Source organism: Polaromonas sp., from assembly GCF_035638815.1.
Taxonomy (GTDB): domain Bacteria; phylum Pseudomonadota; class Gammaproteobacteria; order Burkholderiales; family Burkholderiaceae_C; genus Polaromonas.
The window spans coordinates 75,563-94,204 of record NZ_DASQZG010000008.1; the positions used below are offsets into that span (position 1 = coordinate 75,563).

Genomic DNA, 18,642 nt, shown 5'->3' on the forward strand with positions numbered 1-18,642 from the left:
AACCTGTAGCGTCCGGAGTCGCACCCTCAGAGCACCGCGTCAGCCGGTTGCCTGAGCAGCATGGCCAGCGAGTTAGCCACCGTTTTGCGCAATTCGCGCCGGTCGCAGATGAAGTCCACCGCGCCTTTGGTCTGCAAAAACTCGGCGCGCTGAAAACCTTCGGGCAGGGTCACGCGTACGGTGGATTCAATCACGCGCGGGCCGGCAAAACCAATCAGCGCTTTTGGCTCGGCAATCACGATGTCGCCCACGAATGCAAACCCGGCGCTCACACCACCCATGGTCGGGTCGGTCAACACGCTGATGTAAGGCAGGCCTTTTTTGGCCAGGCGGGTCAGCGACGCATTGGTTTTGGCCATTTGCATCAGGCTCAGCAGGCCTTCCTGCATGCGCGCACCACCTGTTGCTGTGAAGCAGATGAAGGGCACTTTCTGCTCAATGGCGGCATGCACGCCGCGTACAAAACGCTCGCCGACCACACTGCCCATGCTGCCGCCCATGAAGTCAAACTCAAAGCAGGCCACGACGACGCCAATGCTGTGCACCGCGCCGCCCATGACGATTAGCGCGTCGGTCTCGCCGGTGTTTTCAAGCGCTTCTTTCAGGCGCTCGGGGTATTTGCGGCTGTCCTTGAACTTGAGCGGATCGACCGGCAGAACCTCCTGACCAATTTCATACCGGCCTTCGGGGTCCAGAAAAGAATCCAGCCGTGCCCGGGCGTCCATGCGGTGATGGTGGCTGCACTGGGGGCAGACGCTCTGGTTTTTTTCCAGATCGGTCTTGTACAGCACGGCTTCACAGCTGGGGCACTTGACCCATAGGCCCTCGGGCACGCTGCGGCGCTCGGTCGGGTCAGTCGGGGTGATTTTGGGGGGGAGGAGTTTTTCTAGCCAAGACATGGGTCAGTCCTTGAGGGGGAATCCTGGAGGGGAAAGCCGTAAAGAAAGGGGATTATGCGCGCTTCGCAGGGGCTGTCGATTCATCCAGCGCCTGGCGTATGCCGGCCAGAAAATCGCGCACCACCGAGGCGGCTTTGTCGCGCGGCTGGTCCTCCAGCAGCTGAATGATGCGGGTGCCTATGACCACCGCGTCAGCCACCCGGCTGATGGCCGTGGCAGTGGCTGCGTCGCGTATGCCAAAGCCTACGCCCACCGGCACGCTGACATGCTCCCGTATGCGCGGCAGCATGGCCTCGACCGCGCCTAGGTCCAGCGTGCCAGCGCCTGTGACGCCCTTGAGGGATACGTAATACACATAACCGCTGGCCACCTGGGCCACCTGCGCCATGCGGGCAGCGGTGGAGGTGGGGGCCAACAAAAAGATCAGGTCCATCTGATGCGCGCGCAGGGTGTTGGCAAAGGCTACGCATTCTTCAGGCGGGTAGTCCACCACCAGAACGCCGTCGACGCCGGCTGCAGATGCATCGCGCACAAAACTGTCCTTGCCGCGTTTGATGTTGTAGGCCTCGATCGGGTTGGCGTAGCCCATCAGCACTACGGGTGTTTTGCTGTCCCTCTGGCGAAACTGCTGCACCATCTCCAGCACCTGAACCAGACCTATGCCCATGGCCAGGGCCTTGTCCCCAGCCTTCTGGATCACGGGTCCGTCAGCGCTCGGGTCCGAGAACGGCACACCCAGCTCAATGACGTCGGCCCCGCCTGTGACCATGCCGTGCATGATTTCTGGTGTGATGTCCGCATAGGGGAAACCGGCGGTAACGTAGGGAATCAAAGCCTTGCGGTTTTGCGCTTTCAGCGCGTCAAACGTGGGAGCAATACGACTCATGCTGCTGCCCCTTTGACCGTGTGCCCGCGCATCGACGGCCGGTCATAAAAATCTGCGCCTGAAAGGTCAGCAACCGTACCGATGTCCTTATCGCCCCGTCCAGAGAGGTTGACCAGGATGGACTGGTCGCTGCGCATGGTCTTGGCCAGTTTCATGGCGTAGGCCACGGCATGGCTGGATTCAAGCGCGGGGATGATGCCCTCGGTACGGCACAGGTAGTGAAAAGCCGAGAGTGCTTCTGCATCGGTGATGCCGACGTATTCCGCGCGGCCAATATCTTTCAAAAACGCATGCTCGGGGCCGACACCGGGGTAGTCCAGCCCGGCGCTGATGCTGTGTGTCTCTGTCACCTGGCCGTCTTCGTTTTGCAGCACATAGGTGCGGTTGCCGTGCAACACGCCGGGCACGCCGCGCTGCAAAGATGCTGAGTGCTTGCCGCTGTCCATGCCCTCGCCAGCGGCTTCAATGCCAATCAAGCGCGTGTTTTCATGGGTAATGTAGGGGTGAAAAATGCCCATGGCATTGCTGCCGCCACCCACGCAGGCAATCACTGCGTCGGGTTGGTTGCCACCCGTCATCTCGGGCATCTGCGTGATGCACTCTTCGCCAATCACGCTCTGGAAGTCGCGCACCATCATCGGGTAAGGGTGCGGGCCAGCCACGGTTCCGATGATGTAGAAGGTGTTGTCAACATTGGCGACCCAGTCGCGCATGGCTTCGTTGAGCGCGTCTTTCAGCGTCTTGCTGCCCGATTCAACGGGCACCACGGTTGCGCCCAGCAGCTTCATGCGGTACACGTTGGGGCTTTGACGCTTGACGTCTTCGCTGCCCATGTAGACCACACACTCCAGACCATAACGTGCGCAGATCGTTGCCGTGGCAACGCCGTGCTGGCCGGCGCCGGTTTCGGCAATCACGCGCGGCTTGCCCATGCGTTTGGCGAGCATGGCCTGGCCGATGGTGTTGTTGATCTTGTGCGCGCCGGTGTGGTTGAGGTCTTCGCGCTTGAGGTAAATCTGCGCGCCACCTTGTTCACGGCTTATGCGTGCTGCATGGTAAACCGGGGAAGGGCGGCCTACAAAGTGCTTGAGCTCAGAGTGGAATTCTGCGAGGAACTCCGAGTCGTGCTGGTATTTGGCGTAAGCCGCTTTCAGCTCGTTGATGGCGTGGGTCAGGGTCTCTGAAACAAAACTGCCGCCGTAAATTCCGAAGTGGCCTGATACGTCAGGTTGCTGGTACTCGTACATAGTTTGGATTCTTTGCAAATTGCTCATCCGCAGCGCGCACGGCCGCGACGAACTGATTGATCTTCTCAAAGCTCTTGATTCCTTTTGAAATCTCGACGCCCGAGCTCACATCAACGGCCAGCGTTTTACAACGCGGCCGTACTTGCAAAATGCCATCGGTCACATTTGCAGGTGTGAGTCCACCAGACAAAACGAGGTGAGCGCTGACGCTTGGAGGAAGAAGTGACCAATTGAATGTTTTCCCGCCTCCGCCATAACCCTCGACATGGGCGTCGAGCAGGATGGCTTGGGCGGCTTTGAAGTCCTGAGCGTATTTTACGAGATCGAAACTGGCCTTGTCACTCTGAGGGGTGTCGTCCAGCGGGATGCGGGCGGCGCGCATAAAAGGCCGTCCTGCCTGCAAACACGCCTCCGGGCTTTCGTCTCCATGAAATTGCAGCAGAGCCGTTGGTATACGGGCGCAGGCAGCTATGACTTTAGGAGCAGACTCGTTGACAAACAACAGAACCGGCGTAACGAAGGGGGGAAGACGATTGGCCAGTTCAGCTGCGCGGTCAACGCTGACGTAACGGGGGCTGGCTTCGTACATGACAAAACCCACCGCATCTGCGCCTGCGGCCACAGCTGCTTCTACGTCCTCCTCACGGGTGAGGCCGCAGATTTTGATACGCGTTCTGGGAGTGTTCATGTCAACCAATCATATGCCGGGGTGCGTTCTGGCAGGCCGAAGTGGGCTTCATAACGCGGGCCCAGGAAATACAGGCCGTCGGGGGAGAAGGTGGGGGCGGCGGCATCCCGATTGCGTGCGGCGATCACCTCATTGATCCAGCCTGCAGCCTGCGCGCCCTGGCCAACGGCCACCAGGCAGCCCATGATGTTGCGGATCATGTGATGCAAAAAGGCGTTGGCCTCGAATTCGAAACGCCAGTAGGGCCCCTGTCTGGACACATCAATGCGCGCGATGTTTTTGACGGGGGATTTGGCCTGGCATTGGGCCGCGCGGAAGGAGCTGAAGTCATGCTCGCCAATCAGATGAACAATCGCTGCGCGAATCGCGGCCTCGTCCATATCCCGGTAGACCCATCCCACGCGCCCGGCTTCGACGCTGGGGCGGACCGGTGACTCCAGCAGCACATAGGCATAACGTCTGCTGATCGCGCTGCCGCGGCAATGAAATTCGTCGGGCACTTCGCGAGCCCACTGCACTGCAATATCGCGCGGCAAGAAGGCATTGACACCGCGTACCCAGGAGGGCAGTTCGCGCTGCAGTTCGGTGTCAAAGTGAACGACCTGCATCAGCCCATGGACGCCCGCATCGGTACGGCCAGCGCACAAGGTGCGAATGGGCAGGGCAGCAAATTTGCCCAGTGCTTTTTCCAGCTGGTCTTGAATCGTGTTGCCAGAAAGCTGACTTTGCCAGCCTTCGTATCCCGTGCCGCTGTAACTCAGCCCCAGAGCGATCCTCACGGCTGGCCCCGGGGAAGAGAATGCGGTTTCAGGCGGGGATCAGAGAGCGTTAACGAAAGCTTGGGCTTTGCTCTTGAGTGCGCCACTTGACTCAGCCAATACTTCTTCAGCCAGTGAGCGTGCGCCGTCGACGTCGCCGATAGCCCGGAACTCTTCAGCCAGCGCAAACTTGGTTTCCAGCGGGTCTTCCAGGTCGGATGACGTATCCGAAGAGGGCAGGGATCCAAAAGCGGATAAAGGCTGCGCCGCTGTCGTGATTTTTTGGCTTTCAGTGGTCTGGTTGTCCAGGTCCAGCGACAAGGCGCCCAGATCAAATTCAAGCATGCCGCCGCCGGTGTTCAAGGCGCTGGACTCGGTGGTGATCACTGAATCAGTGGCCTCTACCGTGGGCACTGGGTCGAGCGTGAAGTTCAGGCCGCTGGCAGCCAGCGAAGGGTCTGGCTCTGCAGCAGGAGCTGGCATGGGCACCGGTGCAGGGGAGGCTGTTGCCGGCATGGCCAGGGTGGCAGAGCTGAAGTCCATCCCATTGTCTGCGGCTGGCGCAGTAACAACAGGCTGCATGGCCACGGTGGGCTCAACATAAGCAGCTGCGGCCGGGGCTGGCGCCGGCGCAGCCGGTACATCGTCGTCCAGTGAGAAATCAAGGTCGAGGTCAAAGTCCACGGCCGGTGCAGGAGCAGGCTGCGCGGTTTGTGCCATGGTTTGCAGGGCGTAGCCCACTGCAGCGCCACCTGCCAAACCAGCTGCGCCTGCTGCTGCGGCCGAAGCTATAGGCTGACCGCCTGGTTGATACATCGCATTGCCTGGATCCAGATCTCTGCCCATTTCCGCCATGTGAGCCCATTCCACACCTTCGCCTTTGGTCAGGGCGAAGGCCTCGACGGCGACCACTTCAAACGCCTTGACATCACGGCGTTTGGCGTAAATTTCCATCAGCTTGCCATGGATCGCAACGCGAGTCGGACTGACACGAATCGCTTCCTTGAGGATCTCTTCGGCCTGGAGGTCGCGTCCATAGGCGAGATAGACATCGGCTTCAGCCACGGGGTCCACATCGCCGGCGGCGTCCAGCTGACTGGGTGAGTAGACCATCGACGAGCCGGTGATGTTGGACTCGGCGGTGTCGATGCGCTGGCCACCACTGGCGCCAAAAAAGGAGTCCGGCTGCAAACGGCTTTCGAGGAAAGAGCTGTCGACGGCAACGGCGTTTTTGCGCCTGCGGGCACCATAAATCCCAAACCCGATCAGAAGGGCGAGGATGGCTGCACCAGCGGCTAGCAACAAGGGGTTGCTCAGTAGCTCATCGATCAGGCTCGGCTCGGCGGGGGCTTCTACAACCACCGCTGGTTTGATGGTGATGCCGGCAGGAGCAGAAGCTGGGGCGGTAGCAACCACGGGAGGCACGACAGGATTACTGGCGGCGACGACCGGGGGGACGGCTGCGATGGCCGTGACCGCAGGGCTGCTGGCCGGGGTGAGAGCTGCAGAGGGAGCAGAGGCGGTTGTTGATACGGCAGAAGCGCCTGTGAGGGCGCCTGGCGTTGTCACAGCCACGCCAGGAGCTGTTGCGACAGCCCCAGCTGGGGCCGTCGAAGTGGCGGCGGGAGGCGTGGCTGGTGTTGCTGGTGTTGCTGGCGCAGTGGGCGTGGAAGGAGCCGTTGGAGCGGTTAGCTTGTTGAGGTCGGCAATATTTTTTCGCAACTCCGCGACGCGCTCTGCCGCCTCCTTGTTCTGGCGTTCAAGCGCAATCTTTTCCTCAGCTGCCTTGCTCTGCACGGCACCTTTGGACAAGGTCAGCTTGTCAGGTGTGGCGGCAGGCGTGGCCTTGTCGTCGACTTTGGCCTGCACCTGACCTGTTGCCTGGCGGTCTGCACCGGTCACGCGTGTGGTGGGCGCACCTTCGGCGAGCTGGCGGCGGAATTCGTTGAAGTCCTTGCTCTGGGCGACGATGGTTTGTTTGGCTTCACTCTGCGAAATGGCGCCGGCCTGGTCGGCGCTCGGCATTTCGAGTACGGCGCCAGACTTCAGACGGTTGATGTTTCCGCCTATGAACGCGTCTGGGTTGCTTCGTTGCAGCGCAACCAGCATCTGATCAAGTGAAATACTTGCGGGCTTGTTTTGCGCTGCAATTTTTCCGGCTGTATCACCGGCTCTGACAGTGACTTTTTCGCCCCCGGAGGCGCCTGCTGGCTCGGCAATAACACGCTGCGGCACGGGTGCGCGGAATGCAGGTGCGGGCCGTTCGGGGGGGGGGCTTGGCGGGGAGTACGGTTGCTGTGCGGCCACTGGCGGCGGTGGCGGGGGGGCGACTGCTACCGGTGGAGGTGCTGGCCGCGAGACGATAGGAGCTGTGGGGGCCGGAGCGGGCCTGGCTGCCTGACGCAAATTCGGGGGGTCAAACAGCATCGTGTAATCACGCACGATGCGGCCCGATGCCCAGCGGGCCTCAACAATCAAATCAACGAAGGGTTCGCTGATGGGCCGATCACTGCTCAAACGCAGAAAAGACTTGCCGTCGGCGCGGCGCTGCAGGCTGATTTGCACGCCGCTCACGGCGGAGCTGTATTCCAGGCCAGCGGCTTTGAAGGCGTCTGCGCCGGCAACGCTGGCGCGCAAACTCGCCGCTTCTTCGGCGTTGATTTCTGCGATATCGATCTCGGCGCGCAGGGGTTCGCCCAGTGCGGACTGAACGGTGACACGGCCCAGGGCCAGTGCGTGAGCCTCAAGGCTGGTCAGACTACCAAGCAGGGCGATGGCAGCAGCCACCGCACCTATACGCCACGGGCTAGGATGATTCATGGAATTAGGAGCCCCCGGCGCTCGGCCTGCATTAAATTTTATTCTGCTTGTCCGCACAAAAACCTCAACGCTAATTTTCGACAAACAACATTAACATCAAGGCATTAGGCTGACAAGCTAAGACGCCACTTAAGTTTTGACACCACGGGTTAGCATCAGGTTACATCTTGTAGATGTTGTCTGGTGGCAACGTCCGGAAACAACTGCTTACGTCCAGACGGGCCGCAAACAGCCCGCCTGAACCAGGTTGGAAAAACGACTTAAGCCTGCAAAAGGATGCGCAGCATGCGCCGCAGAGGTTCGGCAGCACCCCACAACAACTGGTCGCCCACGGTGAAAGCGCCCAGGTAATCAGGGCCCATTGCCAGCTTGCGCAGGCGGCCCACGGGGATGTTCATGGTGCCAGTGACAGCGACCGGGGTCAGGTCCTTGATCGTGGCTTCACGGTTGTTCGGCACAACCTTCACCCAGTCGTTATCAGCCGCGATCATGGCCTCGATGTCGGCCAAGGGCACGTCTTTTTTGAGCTTGAATGTCAGTGCCTGGCTGTGGCAACGCATCGCGCCCACGCGCACGCAAAAGCCATCGACTGGGGTCTCGGCAGTGCCGAAGCTCGCGCCCTGACCCAGGATCTTGTTGGTCTCGGCGCCGCCTTTCCATTCTTCTTTGGTGACGCCATTGCCCAGGTCCTTGTCGATCCATGGGATCAGGCTGCCACCCAGCGGCACGCCGAAGTTGGCCGTCTCCGTGGCGCTCAGCGATTGCTGCTTGGCCAGAACACGGCGGTCAATTTCAAGAATGGCGGATTTCGGGTCGTCCAGCAGCGCTTTGACTTCACTGTTGAGCGTGCCGAACTGGGTCAACAACTCGCGCATGTGTTGCGCGCCGCCGCCTGAGGCTGCCTGATAAGTCATGCTGGTCATCCACTCAACCAGGCCGGCTTTGTAGAGAGCGCCCACGCCCATCAACATGCAGCTGACGGTGCAGTTGCCGCCAATCCAGTTTTTTCCGCCCGCTGCCATCGCTTTTTGAATCACCGGCAGATTGACCGGGTCCAGGATGATGATGGCGTCGTCCTTCATGCGCAGGGTGGAGGCCGCGTCAATCCAGTGGCCGGTCCAGCCAGCAGCGCGCAGTTTCGGGTACACCTCGGATGTGTAGTCTCCGCCTTGGGCGGTGATGATCACGTCGCATTTTTTGAGGGCCGCAATGTCGAACGCATCTTTCAACGCGGTTTCGTTTTTGGCCTGCGCCGGGGCTTTGCCACCAGCGTTGGAGGTCGAAAAGAAAACCGGTTCGATCAGATCGAAGTCGCCCTCGGCCTGCATGCGGTCGATCAGGACCGAGCCGACCATGCCGCGCCAGCCGACGAGTCCTGTGAGATTTCCTGCGAGTTTCATTGAAGTGCCCCTTTTCAAAAATATGCTTTTTGGCCCGGCCCATCGGGCCGGCAGGGCACGACGAACCAGGCTTGCTAGCCTTTAATGGTTGTCGTTTTGGTGATCTGGGCAAAAACCGGCGCAGCGCTGATCGCGCGCGAAGCGGCGACGAAGCGGATGAGTGCGGGGTTTTTACGCATCGACTTATTGTAACCAAGCGCCAAAGGATTTGATCGCGGCCTTGTCTTGAGGCCGCAATCTTGAGCTATTTTTGTGAGTGGATGCTGCGAAAAAACATCAACTCAGAGCCTTAACGACGGCGTTGCCCATCTCCACTGTGCCCACTTTTGTCGTGCCTTCGCTGTAGATGTCGGGTGTACGCAGGCCCTGGGTCAACACCGCGTCCACCGCTTTTTCAATACGCGCGGCCGCTTCCGGCTGGTTCAGGCTGAAGCGCAGCATCATGGCCGCGCTCAGGATGGTGGCCAGCGGATTGGCCACGCCCTTGCCGGCGATGTCCGGCGCGCTGCCGTGGCTGGGCTCGTACAGGCCCTGGTTTTTGGTGTTCAGGCTGGCGGAGGGCAACATGCCGATGCTGCCGGTCAACATTGCGGCAGCGTCAGAGAGGATGTCGCCAAACATGTTGCCGGTGACCACCACGTCAAACTTCTTGGGTGCCTTGACAAGCTGCATGGCGGCGTTGTCCACGTACATGTGGTCCAGCGCCACGTCAGGGTACTGCAGGCCCACTTCAGTGACGATGTCTTTCCAGAACTGGAAGGTCTCCAGCACGTTGGCTTTGTCCACGCTGGTCACACGGCTGCCGCGTTTGCGCGCCGCCTGAAAAGCGACATGGGCGATACGCTCAATTTCGGGGCGCGAGTAGCGCATGGTGTCGAAAGCTTCTTCAGCACCGGGGAAGTGCCCATCGGTGGCGGTGCGCCGTCCACGCGGCTGGCCAAAGTAGATGTCACCGGTCAGCTCACGGATGATGAGGATGTCCAGACCGGCCACCAGCTCACGCTTCAGGCTGGAAGCATCGACCAGTTGCGGGTAACAGATGGCGGGCCGGAAGTTGGCAAACAAGCCCATGTTCTTGCGCAGGCCCAGAATGGCTTGCTCGGGGCGCAGCGGCCGGTCCAGCTTGTCGTATTTCCAGTCACCGACTGCGCCGAACAGCACGGCATCGGACGCTTGCGCGAGCTTGAGGGTCGCCTCCGGCAAGGGGTGGCCATGGGCCTCGTACGCCGCACCGCCGACCAGCGCGCTTTCGGTTTCGAATTTCAGGTCCAGCGCTTTCAGGACCTTGACGGCTTCGGCGACGATTTCAGTACCAATACCGTCACCGGGAAGAATTGCGATTTTCATGATGCTCTTATTTTGATAGCTAACATCGCCCGGAGTAAAAGGGCGAACTGCCAGTTTGGTTGATGAATCAGGAGGCCAGTGTGTGCGCAAGCCAGGGCTTGGTGGCCAGACGCTCGACTTCGAAGGCCTTGATCTTGTCGCTTTGGCGCAGGGTCAGGCCGATGTCGTCGTAGCCGCCAAGCAGACAGAATTTCTTGAAGGCCTGTACGTCGAAGGGGATCTCTTCCCCTTGCGGCTTGATGATCACCTGGCGCTCCAGATCAATCGTTAGTTGATAGCCCGGGAAGGCCAGTGCTTCGTCGAACAGTTGGCCGACTTGCGCCTCGCTCAGGACGATAGGCAGCAAGCCGTTCTTGAAGCTGTTGTTGAAAAAGATGTCAGCGTAACTTGGCGCGATGATGGCGCGAAAGCCATACTGGTCCAGCGCCCAGGGCGCATGTTCACGCGAGGAGCCACAGCCAAAGTTCTTGCGCGCCAGCAGGATGGACGCGCCTTTGTAGCGCGGCTGGTTCAGCACAAAGTCCGGGTTGGGTTTGCGGCTAGCCGGATCTTGGCCTGGAAAGCCAGCGTCGAGATAGCGCCAGGCGTCAAACAGGTTGGGGCCAAAGCCGGTTTTGCGAATGGACTTGAGGAACTGCTTGGGGATGATGGCGTCGGTGTCGACGTTCTCGCGGTCCATGGGCGCGACCAGGCCTTTGTGTACGTTGAATTTCTGCATGGTGGTCTCGCTTACGAAAATTTGCGGATGTCGACGAAGTGGCCGTGTACGGCGGCGGCCGCAGCCATTGCGGGACTCACCAAATGCGTGCGTCCACCCGCACCCTGCCGGCCTTCAAAGTTGCGGTTGCTGGTCGAGGCGCATCGCTCGCCCGGCTCCAGCCGGTCGGCGTTCATCGCCAGACACATCGAACAACCCGGTTCACGCCATTCAAAACCCGCGGCGACAAAAATCTTGTCAAGGCCTTCGCGTTCGGCTTGTTCCTTCACCAGGCCCGAGCCCGGCACGACCATGGCCAGCTTGACGTTGCCCGCGACTTTCTGGCCGATTTTCTGGACGATGGCGGCGGCTTCGCGCATGTCTTCGATGCGGCTGTTGGTGCAGGAGCCGATGAAGACCTTGTCGACCATGATGTCGTTGATGGCCTTGCCGGGTTGCAGGCCCATGTAGGTCAGCGCACGTTCAATGGCGTCGCGCTTGTTGGCGTCTTTTTCCTTGTCGGGGTCGGGCACGCGGTCGTCGATGGACAGCACCATTTCGGGCGACGTACCCCAGGTCACCTGCGGACGGATCTGGCTGGCGTCGAGCTTGACCACGGTGTCGAACTTTGCATCGGCGTCGGACTGCAGGGTGCTCCAGTACTGCACCGCCTGGTCCCACTCCACACCCGTGGGTGCCAGCGGCCGGCCCTTGACGTAGGCAATGGTCTTGGCATCCACTGCCACCAGACCAGCGCGCGCGCCAGCTTCGATGGCCATGTTGCAGACGGTCATGCGCGCCTCCATGCTGAGCGCGCGGATGGCCGAGCCGCCAAATTCAATGGTGTAGCCGGTGCCACCTGCGGTGCCGATTTTTCCGATGATGGCCAGCACGATGTCTTTACCGGTCAGACCTGGGGCCAGCGTGCCGTCCACCTGTACCAGCATGTTTTTTGCTTTTTTGGCGAGCAGGGTTTGCGTGGCCATCACGTGTTCGACCTCGCTGGTACCAATGCCGTGCGCCAGCGCGCCAAACGCGCCGTGCGTGGAGGTATGCGAGTCGCCGCAAACCACCGTCATGCCGGGCAGGGTAGCGCCTGTCTCAGGCCCCATCACATGCACGATGCCCTGACGTTTGGACAGGAAGGGGAAGTAGGCCGCAGCGCCGAACTCTGCGATGTTGCTGTCGAGTGTGGTTATTTGCTCTTTGCTTACCAGGTCGGTGATGCCGTCGTAGCCCAGCTCCCAGCCGGTGGTGGGTGTGTTGTGGTCGGCGGTGGCGACGATGGAGCTGATGCGCCAGACCTTGCGGCCAGCCACGCGCAATCCCTCAAAGGCTTGGGGGCTGGTGACCTCGTGCACCAGGTGCCGGTCAATGTAGAGGATGGCTGTGCCGTCTTCTTCGGTATGGACGACATGTTCGTCCCAGATCTTGTCGTAGAGGGTGCGTCCCATGTGTTTTCCTTGGTGGTCTTCGATTTTAAGTGGGCGCCGCTCAGATGGCGGAGCCTGCGTGGGCGGTGAGGTGATCAACCAGCAGGCGGGCGGTGACGGGCAGGCTCGAAAAATCGCGTGCCACCAACTCGATCTGCCGGGTGGCCCAGTCGTTGGTGAGCGAGATGGCTTCAAGCTCACCCACGCCGTGCATGAGTTCAAAAGCGCGTTGCGGCATGACGCCCACGCCCAGTCCGTTGTGGATCATGCGGCACATGGCGTCCAGCCCGGTCACGTGGATGCGCAGCTTGATGGTGCGCCCGGCTTGTGCTGCGGCCTCGCGCATAGCCAGGTAGATAGAGCTGTTGGCGTGCAGGCCAACATGGTCAAAGTCCAGGCTGTCCTCAAAAGCCATCTCACCCTGCGCCGCCAGCGCGTGCCCGCGCGGCACGATGAGGACCAAACGGTCATGCCGATAGGGCAGGGTCTGGAGGTTCCCAATGCCGTCGGCCGTGTTGCAGATGCCCAGATCAGCGGCACCCTCCTGTACGGCGCGCACAACCTCCGTGCTCATGTGTTCTTCAAGGTCGATCTTGACTTCGGCATGCTCGCGAATAAATTCGCCCAGGTCTTCCGGCAAAAACTGAACGATGGCCGAAATGCTGGCGTGCACCCGCACATGACCACGCACCCCGGCGGAATATTCGCTCAGCTCACCCTGCATTTTTTCCAGGCTGAAGAGCACGGAGCGCGCATGGTGCAACAGGCTTTCCCCGGCGGGCGTCAAATCGACCCCGCGGGTGTGGCGGTACAGGAGGGGCGTGTCCAGGGTAGCTTCCAGATCACTCAGCCGTTTGCTAACGGCTGAAGCGGCAATAAATTCACGCTCGGCCGCCTTGCCAATGCTACCGAGCTCGCACACCGCCACAAACAATTGCAGCGAGGTGAGGTCCATGCGGCGGGCAAAGTTGCGTTCAGAGCTTTTCATCAAAAATGGGTCAGAGTCATCGCGGTTGACGATGCATCGCTATTTTGACTCCATATTGTTACGTTCGTCATCGTGGTGCGCGATGGGTGGAATATCTGCCCGCTGGGGCTCCAGAGGTCTTCTCACCAGACTTTGAGAGAAAAATCGCTGCTTTGCCCTTTAACGACGGGAATAGTTTGCTATAAAAATAGTAGCAATCCGAGGTAAACGCAAAGAAAAAGGCCCGGCCGTGTTGCCACGGCCGGGCCTTCCTAAGGCGCTCTGGGGGGTTTAGCGCGATGTGATGGGTTTCACATCACGCTGCACAGAACCGCTGAACAACTGGCGTGGGCGGCCAATCTTGTACTCGGGGTCACCAATCATTTCGTTAAGCTGCGCAATCCAGCCAACGGTGCGGGCCAGCGCAAAGATGGCGGTGAACAGCGGCACCGGGATGCCAATGGCGCGCTGAACGATGCCGGAGTAGAAGTCCACGTTGGGGTAAAGCTTGCGCGAAACGAAGTATTCGTCCTCGAGCGCAATCTTTTCCAGCGCCATGGCCAGCTTGAACAGCGGATCGTTTTCCAGGCCCATTTCGCTCAGCACTTCCTTGCAGGTTTCCTGCATCAGCTTGGCGCGTGGATCGTAGTTTTTGTAAACGCGGTGGCCAAAACCCATCAGCTTGACGCCGGAGTTTTTGTCCTTGACCTGCTTGATGAACTCGCCGATTTTTTCGACGCCGCCCTGTTTCTGGATGTCGCCCAGCATGTTCAGCGCTGCTTCATTGGCGCCGCCGTGCGCCGGACCCCAGAGGCAGGCCACACCGGCTGCGATGGCGGCAAACGGGTTGGTACCGGACGAGCCGCACAGGCGCACGGTGGAAGTGGAGGCATTCTGCTCGTGGTCTGCGTGCAGGATGAAGATGCGGTCCAGGGCGCGCTCGAGCACGGGGTTGACCTTGTACTCTTCACACGGCGTGGCAAACATCATGTGCAGGAAGTTGCCCGAATAGCTCAAATGGTTCTTGGGGTACATATAGGGCTGGCCCACGGTGTACTTGTATGCCATGGCGACGAGCGTTGGCATTTTGGCAATCAGTCGGATCGCAGCGATCTCGCGGTGCTCAGGGTTGGTGATGTCCGTGCTGTCATGGTAGAAGGCCGACAGTGCGCCGACCAGGCCGGTCATGATGGCCATGGGGTGCGCATCGCGACGGAAGCCGCGCAGGAAAAACTGCATCTGCTCGTTGACCATGGTGTGGTTGGTCACGCGGCTGACGAAATCTTTTTTCTGGGTGGGGTTGGGGAGCTCGCCGTACAGCAACAGGTGACAGGTCTCGAGGTAGTCGCAGTTGGTGGCCAGTTGCTCAATGGGGTAGCCGCGGTACAGCAGCTCGCCCTTGTCGCCGTCGATGTAGGTAATGGCCGACTGTGTGGCGGCGGTCGACAGGAAGCCGGGGTCGTAGGTGAACATGCCGGTCTGGGCATACAGCTTGCGAATGTCAACCACGTCTGGACCGACGGTGCCGTGATACACGGGCAAGTCCACGCTGGGGCTGCCGTTGCTGAAGGACAGGGTGGCTTTGTTGTCAGCGAGCTTCATTTCGTCTTCTTTCGTTTCAAGTCAATTAAGGGCACTTACCGCGGGAGCTTTGGCGCCTGTTGCTGCAGCGCGCAGCAAGTTTAAGACCTCTAAAGCCTCGTAAGTAGAGGCACTTACCTTCGCGTCCGCCTCGACAAGCTGTTCCGGCTGCTTGCGTTGTAGCAAGAGATCGAGCAGGTCGTTGTCGGACAGTGCCATTAAATCATTCAAGCCTTTAGCCTGACTGACGGTTAGCGTGGCTTCGTGACGCTTGAAAAACTTTTCGATCAGCAGGTCGTTTTCGAGCAGGCCACGCCGGCAGCGCCACTTGAGTTTGCTCAACGCGCGTTCATCGAGGCGTTCGTTAGTGGCGTCCATTTGCAGAAGCGGTCTAGACAGCCCGCAGGACCATCATTTCCTTGATCTTGCCAATGGCCTTGCTCGGGTTCAGGCCCTTGGGGCAGACGTCGACGCAGTTCATGATGGTGTGGCAGCGGAAGAGGCGGTACGGATCTTCCAGGTTGTCCAGGCGCTCGGCGGTGGACTCGTCCCTGCTGTCAGCGATAAAACGGTAAGCCTGCAGCAGGCCGGCGGGGCCAACAAATTTGTCGGGGTTCCACCAGAAGCTGGGGCAGCTGGTTGAGCAGCTGGCGCACAGAATGCACTCGTACAGGCCGTTGAGCTCGTCGCGCTCTTCCGGGCTTTGCAGACGCTCTTTTTCGGGCGGTACGTTGTCGTTGATCAGGTAAGGCTTGATCGAGTTGTACTGCTTGAAGAACTGCGTCATGTCGACGATCAGGTCGCGCACCACGGGCAGGCCGGGCAGCGGCTTGAGCACGATGGTGCCGGGCAGCGTGCGCATGTTGGTCAGGCAGGCCAGGCCGTTTTTGCCGTTGATGTTCATGGCGTCAGAGCCGCAAACACCTTCGCGGCACGAGCGGCGGAAGGAGATGGTCGGGTCCTGTGCCTTAAGTTTCATCAGCGCATCGAGCAGCATGCGCTCGCTACCGTCCAGCTCGACCTCGATGGTCTGCATGTAAGGCTTGGCATCCTGATCGGGGTCGTAGCGATAAATCTTGAAAGTGCGTGTGGTCATGGGGTTTGCGCCGGTTTTTATTAGAAGGAGCGAACGGTCAGGGGGATGGAGTCCACCGTGAGGGGCTTCATCTGCACGGGCTTGTAGCTCAAGCGATTGCCTTCGCTGTGCCAGAGGGTGTGCTTGTGCCAGTCGGTGTCGTTGCGGCCGTTCGGGTGCTGGGGTGTGTCGCCGTAGTCGTCCACCGAATGGGCGCCGCGGCTCTCGCGACGGGCGGCAGCGGAGACGATGGTTGCCTGCGCGGCTTCGATCAGGTTTTCAACTTCCAATGCTTCAATGCGTGCGGTGTTGAAGATCTTCGACTTGTCCTTGAGGCCGATGTTTTTCACACGCTCACGCAGCTCGGCGATCTTGATCACGCCCGCGTCCATGATGGCCTGCGTGCGGAACACTCCGGCGTGCTGCTGCATGGCCGCGCGGATGTCATTGGCCACATCTTGCGCGTATTCACCATCCGTTGCGTTGTCCAGGCGCGCGATGCGGGCCAGTGTGGCGTCGGCAGCGTCGGCAGGCAAGGGCTTGTGCGTGGTGGTCTTGTTGAACTCGACGATGTGGTTGCCAGCTGCACGGCCGAAGACGAGCAGATCGAGCAGCGAGTTGGTACCCAGGCGGTTGGCGCCGTGCACGCTGACGCAAGCGCATTCGCCGACGGCGTACAAGCCATTAACGACCTCGCTTTTGTTCTCGGCGTTTTGTGTGACCACCTGACCGTGAATGTTGGTGGGAATACCGCCCATCTGGTAATGGATGGTGGGCACCACGGGGATGGGTTCTTTGGTGATGTCGACGTTGGCAAAATTATGGCCAATTTCGAACACCGAGGGCAGGCGCTTCATGATGGTCTCGGCGCCCAGGTGGGTCATGTCGAGGTTGATGTAGTCCTTGTTGGGGCCGCAGCCGCGGCCTTCCTTGATTTCCTGGTCCATGCAGCGGGACACATAGTCGCGCGGTGCCAGGTCTTTGTACGCGGGCGCATAACGCTCCATGAAACGCTCGCCATTGCTGTTGCGCAAAATCGCGCCTTCGCCGCGGCAGCCTTCGGTCAGCAACACGCCGGCGCCGTGCACGCCAGTCGGGTGAAACTGCCAGAACTCCATGTCTTCGAGCGGAATGCCAGCACGCGCCGCCATGCCCAGGCCATCGCCGGTGTTGATGAAGGCGTTGGTCGACGCGGCGAAAATCCGGCCCGCGCCTCCGGTGGCCAGCAGCGTGGTCTTCGCTTCAAAAATATGCACGTCACCGGTTTCCATCTCGATGGCGCTGACGCCCACCACGTCACCGTCGGCATCGCGGATCAGATCCATCGCCAGCCATTCGACGAAGAAGCTGGTTTTTTCCTTGACGTTTTGCTGGTACAGCGTGTGCAGCATGGCGTGGCCTGTACGGTCGGCCGCAGCGCAGGCGCGCTGCACGGCTTTTTCGCCGTAGTTGGCGGTGTGGCCGCCAAAGGGGCGCTGGTAAATCGTGCCGTCAGGGTTGCGGTCAAACGGCATGCCCATGTGCTCAAGGTCATACACAACCTTGGGCGCTTCACGGCACATGTATTCAATCGCGTCCTGGTCACCAAGCCAGTCAGAGCCCTTGACCGTGTCGTAGAAGTGGTAGTGCCAGTTGTCCTCGGACATGTTGCCGAGCGACGCGCCGATGCCACCCTGAGCCGCCACGGTGTGCGAGCGCGTCGGGAAAACTTTTGACAGCACAGCCACGTTCAGGCCGGCGCGTGCCAGTTGAAGTGAGGCGCGCATGCCGGAGCCACCGGCTCCGACGATGACGACATCAAATTTGCGTTTGGGAAGCTTGGAGGTTGCAGTCATGATTTGTTTTTTCAGTCGGTCATCGAAGGAGGGCTAGACGCGCCAGAGGACTTGAATGGCCCAGCCGGCACAAGCCAGCAGCCAGACGATGGTGACGACCTGCAGGGTCAGGCGCAGCCAGACCATGGAGGTGACGTAGTCCATCCAGATGTCGCGCATGCCGACCCAGACGTGGTATGCCAGAGCGAGGATGACGCTGAAGGTCAGCAGTTTCATCCACTGAGCTGCAAAGATGCCGGACCACAGGTCATACCCGATGGGGCCTTTGGTAAAAATCACCTGAGCCAGCAACACGATGGTGAAGAGAGCCATCAGAGCCGCGGTGATGCGCTGGCTGAGCCAGTCACGCAGACCGTAATGTGCGCCGACAACGAGACGTTTGGAGCCGTAGTTCACTGCCATGGAAAGCTCCTTGAATTAATAAAAGCCGAACAGTTTGGCGCCGAGAACCAGCGTCAACAAAATGCTCAGGCCCAGTGTGATGAGTGCGGTGGCTTTGCCAAATTCGTTGCTCAGGCTGTGGGTCACGTCCATGTAGAGGTGACGCAGACCGGCGATGAAGTGATGCAGGTAGGACCAGATGAGTGCCAGCGCGACCAGCTTCCAGATGACGCCGGGCAAGCCCAGCATGCCAACGTTAAAGGCGCCCTTGAATTTTTCAAACGAAATTTCGGATGAAATCGAGGTGTCGAACATCCAGATGATGAAGGGCAACAGCACAAACATGATGGCGCCGCTGGCACGGTGCAGGATGGAGACCCAGGCCGCAGGTGTCATGCGGTAAGTGGTCAGGTCTGTGAAGGCGTTGATATTGCGAAACTCAGGCCGCTTGGGACGCGGTTTGGAGGCCAGTTCTGTCATTGTTGGACTTTCGTGGGGAGGACTGGTAACTGCTTGGTAACTGATGCTCTGGGCGCAGCGCCGTTACATCTGAAACCTTCCAATTCTATTGCAATGCAGCAGGGGTTTACCCCGATGGAGGCAATGTGGGTCAGCTTTTTTGTCAGGG

Annotated in this window: 17 protein-coding genes; all 17 read right to left on the reverse strand. The window is 60.0% G+C overall.

Features of this window, described 5'->3' with window-relative positions; translation table 11 throughout:
* Positions 1–26: 26 nt before the first annotated feature.
* The 17 genes from accD to sdhC all read right to left on the reverse strand — a co-directional run bounded on the left by accD (position 27) and on the right by sdhC (position 18,494).
* A complete protein-coding gene (gene accD / locus VE934_RS03600; RefSeq protein WP_324884411.1) occupies positions 27–899 on the reverse strand; it encodes an acetyl-CoA carboxylase, carboxyltransferase subunit beta in 873 nt (290 codons plus the stop codon).
* A 52-nt stretch (positions 900–951) separates the two neighbouring features.
* A complete protein-coding gene (gene trpA / locus VE934_RS03605; protein WP_324884413.1) occupies positions 952–1,785 on the reverse strand; it encodes a tryptophan synthase subunit alpha in 834 nt (277 codons plus the stop codon).
* Positions 1,782–3,032, reverse strand: a complete 1,251-nt coding sequence (trpB, locus tag VE934_RS03610) for a tryptophan synthase subunit beta (RefSeq protein WP_324884415.1) — start codon at positions 3,030–3,032, stop codon at positions 1,782–1,784. Before trpB ends, trpA begins: the two co-directional genes overlap by 4 nt.
* Positions 3,010–3,720 carry a phosphoribosylanthranilate isomerase gene (locus VE934_RS03615; RefSeq protein ID WP_324884417.1) on the reverse strand — a complete coding sequence of 237 codons (711 nt, stop codon included), beginning with the start codon at positions 3,718–3,720 and terminating at the stop codon, positions 3,010–3,012. The genes trpB and VE934_RS03615 overlap by 23 nt, the downstream gene beginning before the upstream one ends.
* On the reverse strand, positions 3,717–4,499 hold the full coding sequence (gene truA / locus VE934_RS03620; protein WP_324884419.1) for a tRNA pseudouridine(38-40) synthase TruA: 783 nt from the start codon (positions 4,497–4,499) through the stop codon (positions 3,717–3,719). The genes VE934_RS03615 and truA overlap by 4 nt, the downstream gene beginning before the upstream one ends.
* 39 nt (positions 4,500–4,538) lie before the next feature.
* Positions 4,539–7,298 carry a FimV/HubP family polar landmark protein gene (locus VE934_RS03625; RefSeq protein WP_324884421.1) on the reverse strand — a complete coding sequence of 920 codons (2,760 nt, stop codon included), beginning with the start codon at positions 7,296–7,298 and terminating at the stop codon, positions 4,539–4,541.
* Between the two features lie 260 nt (positions 7,299–7,558).
* Complete coding sequence (asd, locus tag VE934_RS03630) at positions 7,559–8,698, reverse strand: aspartate-semialdehyde dehydrogenase (protein ID WP_324884423.1); 1,140 nt, start codon at positions 8,696–8,698, stop codon at positions 7,559–7,561.
* A gap of 276 nt (positions 8,699–8,974) precedes the next feature.
* The gene (leuB, locus tag VE934_RS03635) at positions 8,975–10,045 is read right to left on the reverse strand and encodes a 3-isopropylmalate dehydrogenase (RefSeq protein WP_324884425.1); all 1,071 of its coding nucleotides are present in this window, start codon (positions 10,043–10,045) and stop codon (positions 8,975–8,977) included.
* A 67-nt stretch (positions 10,046–10,112) separates the two neighbouring features.
* Entirely contained in the window at positions 10,113–10,763 is a 651-nt protein-coding gene (leuD, locus tag VE934_RS03640; protein ID WP_324884427.1) for a 3-isopropylmalate dehydratase small subunit, read from the reverse strand.
* Positions 10,764–10,774: 11 nt separating this feature from the next.
* Positions 10,775–12,196 carry a 3-isopropylmalate dehydratase large subunit gene (gene leuC / locus VE934_RS03645; RefSeq protein ID WP_324884429.1) on the reverse strand — a complete coding sequence of 474 codons (1,422 nt, stop codon included), beginning with the start codon at positions 12,194–12,196 and terminating at the stop codon, positions 10,775–10,777.
* Between the two features lie 40 nt (positions 12,197–12,236).
* Entirely contained in the window at positions 12,237–13,163 is a 927-nt protein-coding gene (locus VE934_RS03650; RefSeq protein WP_324884431.1) for a LysR family transcriptional regulator, read from the reverse strand.
* A 270-nt stretch (positions 13,164–13,433) separates the two neighbouring features.
* Positions 13,434–14,744 (reverse strand): citrate synthase, encoded by a 1,311-nt coding sequence (gene gltA / locus VE934_RS03655; RefSeq protein ID WP_324884432.1) that lies wholly within the window; start codon positions 14,742–14,744, stop codon positions 13,434–13,436.
* A gap of 21 nt (positions 14,745–14,765) precedes the next feature.
* Complete coding sequence (locus tag VE934_RS03660; protein ID WP_324884434.1) at positions 14,766–15,101, reverse strand: succinate dehydrogenase assembly factor 2; 336 nt, start codon at positions 15,099–15,101, stop codon at positions 14,766–14,768.
* A 13-nt stretch (positions 15,102–15,114) separates the two neighbouring features.
* On the reverse strand, positions 15,115–15,819 hold the full coding sequence (locus tag VE934_RS03665) for a succinate dehydrogenase iron-sulfur subunit (protein WP_324884436.1): 705 nt from the start codon (positions 15,817–15,819) through the stop codon (positions 15,115–15,117).
* 20 nt (positions 15,820–15,839) lie between these two features.
* Positions 15,840–17,633: a succinate dehydrogenase flavoprotein subunit gene (sdhA, locus tag VE934_RS03670; RefSeq protein ID WP_324884438.1), complete on the reverse strand. Its 1,794-nt coding sequence runs from the start codon at positions 17,631–17,633 to the stop codon at positions 15,840–15,842.
* Positions 17,634–17,666: 33 nt separating this feature from the next.
* Positions 17,667–18,035 carry a succinate dehydrogenase, hydrophobic membrane anchor protein gene (gene sdhD / locus VE934_RS03675; RefSeq protein ID WP_324884440.1) on the reverse strand — a complete coding sequence of 123 codons (369 nt, stop codon included), beginning with the start codon at positions 18,033–18,035 and terminating at the stop codon, positions 17,667–17,669.
* A 15-nt stretch (positions 18,036–18,050) separates the two neighbouring features.
* Positions 18,051–18,494: a succinate dehydrogenase, cytochrome b556 subunit gene (gene sdhC, locus VE934_RS03680; protein WP_324884442.1), complete on the reverse strand. Its 444-nt coding sequence runs from the start codon at positions 18,492–18,494 to the stop codon at positions 18,051–18,053.
* Between the last annotated feature and the right edge of the window lie 148 nt (positions 18,495–18,642).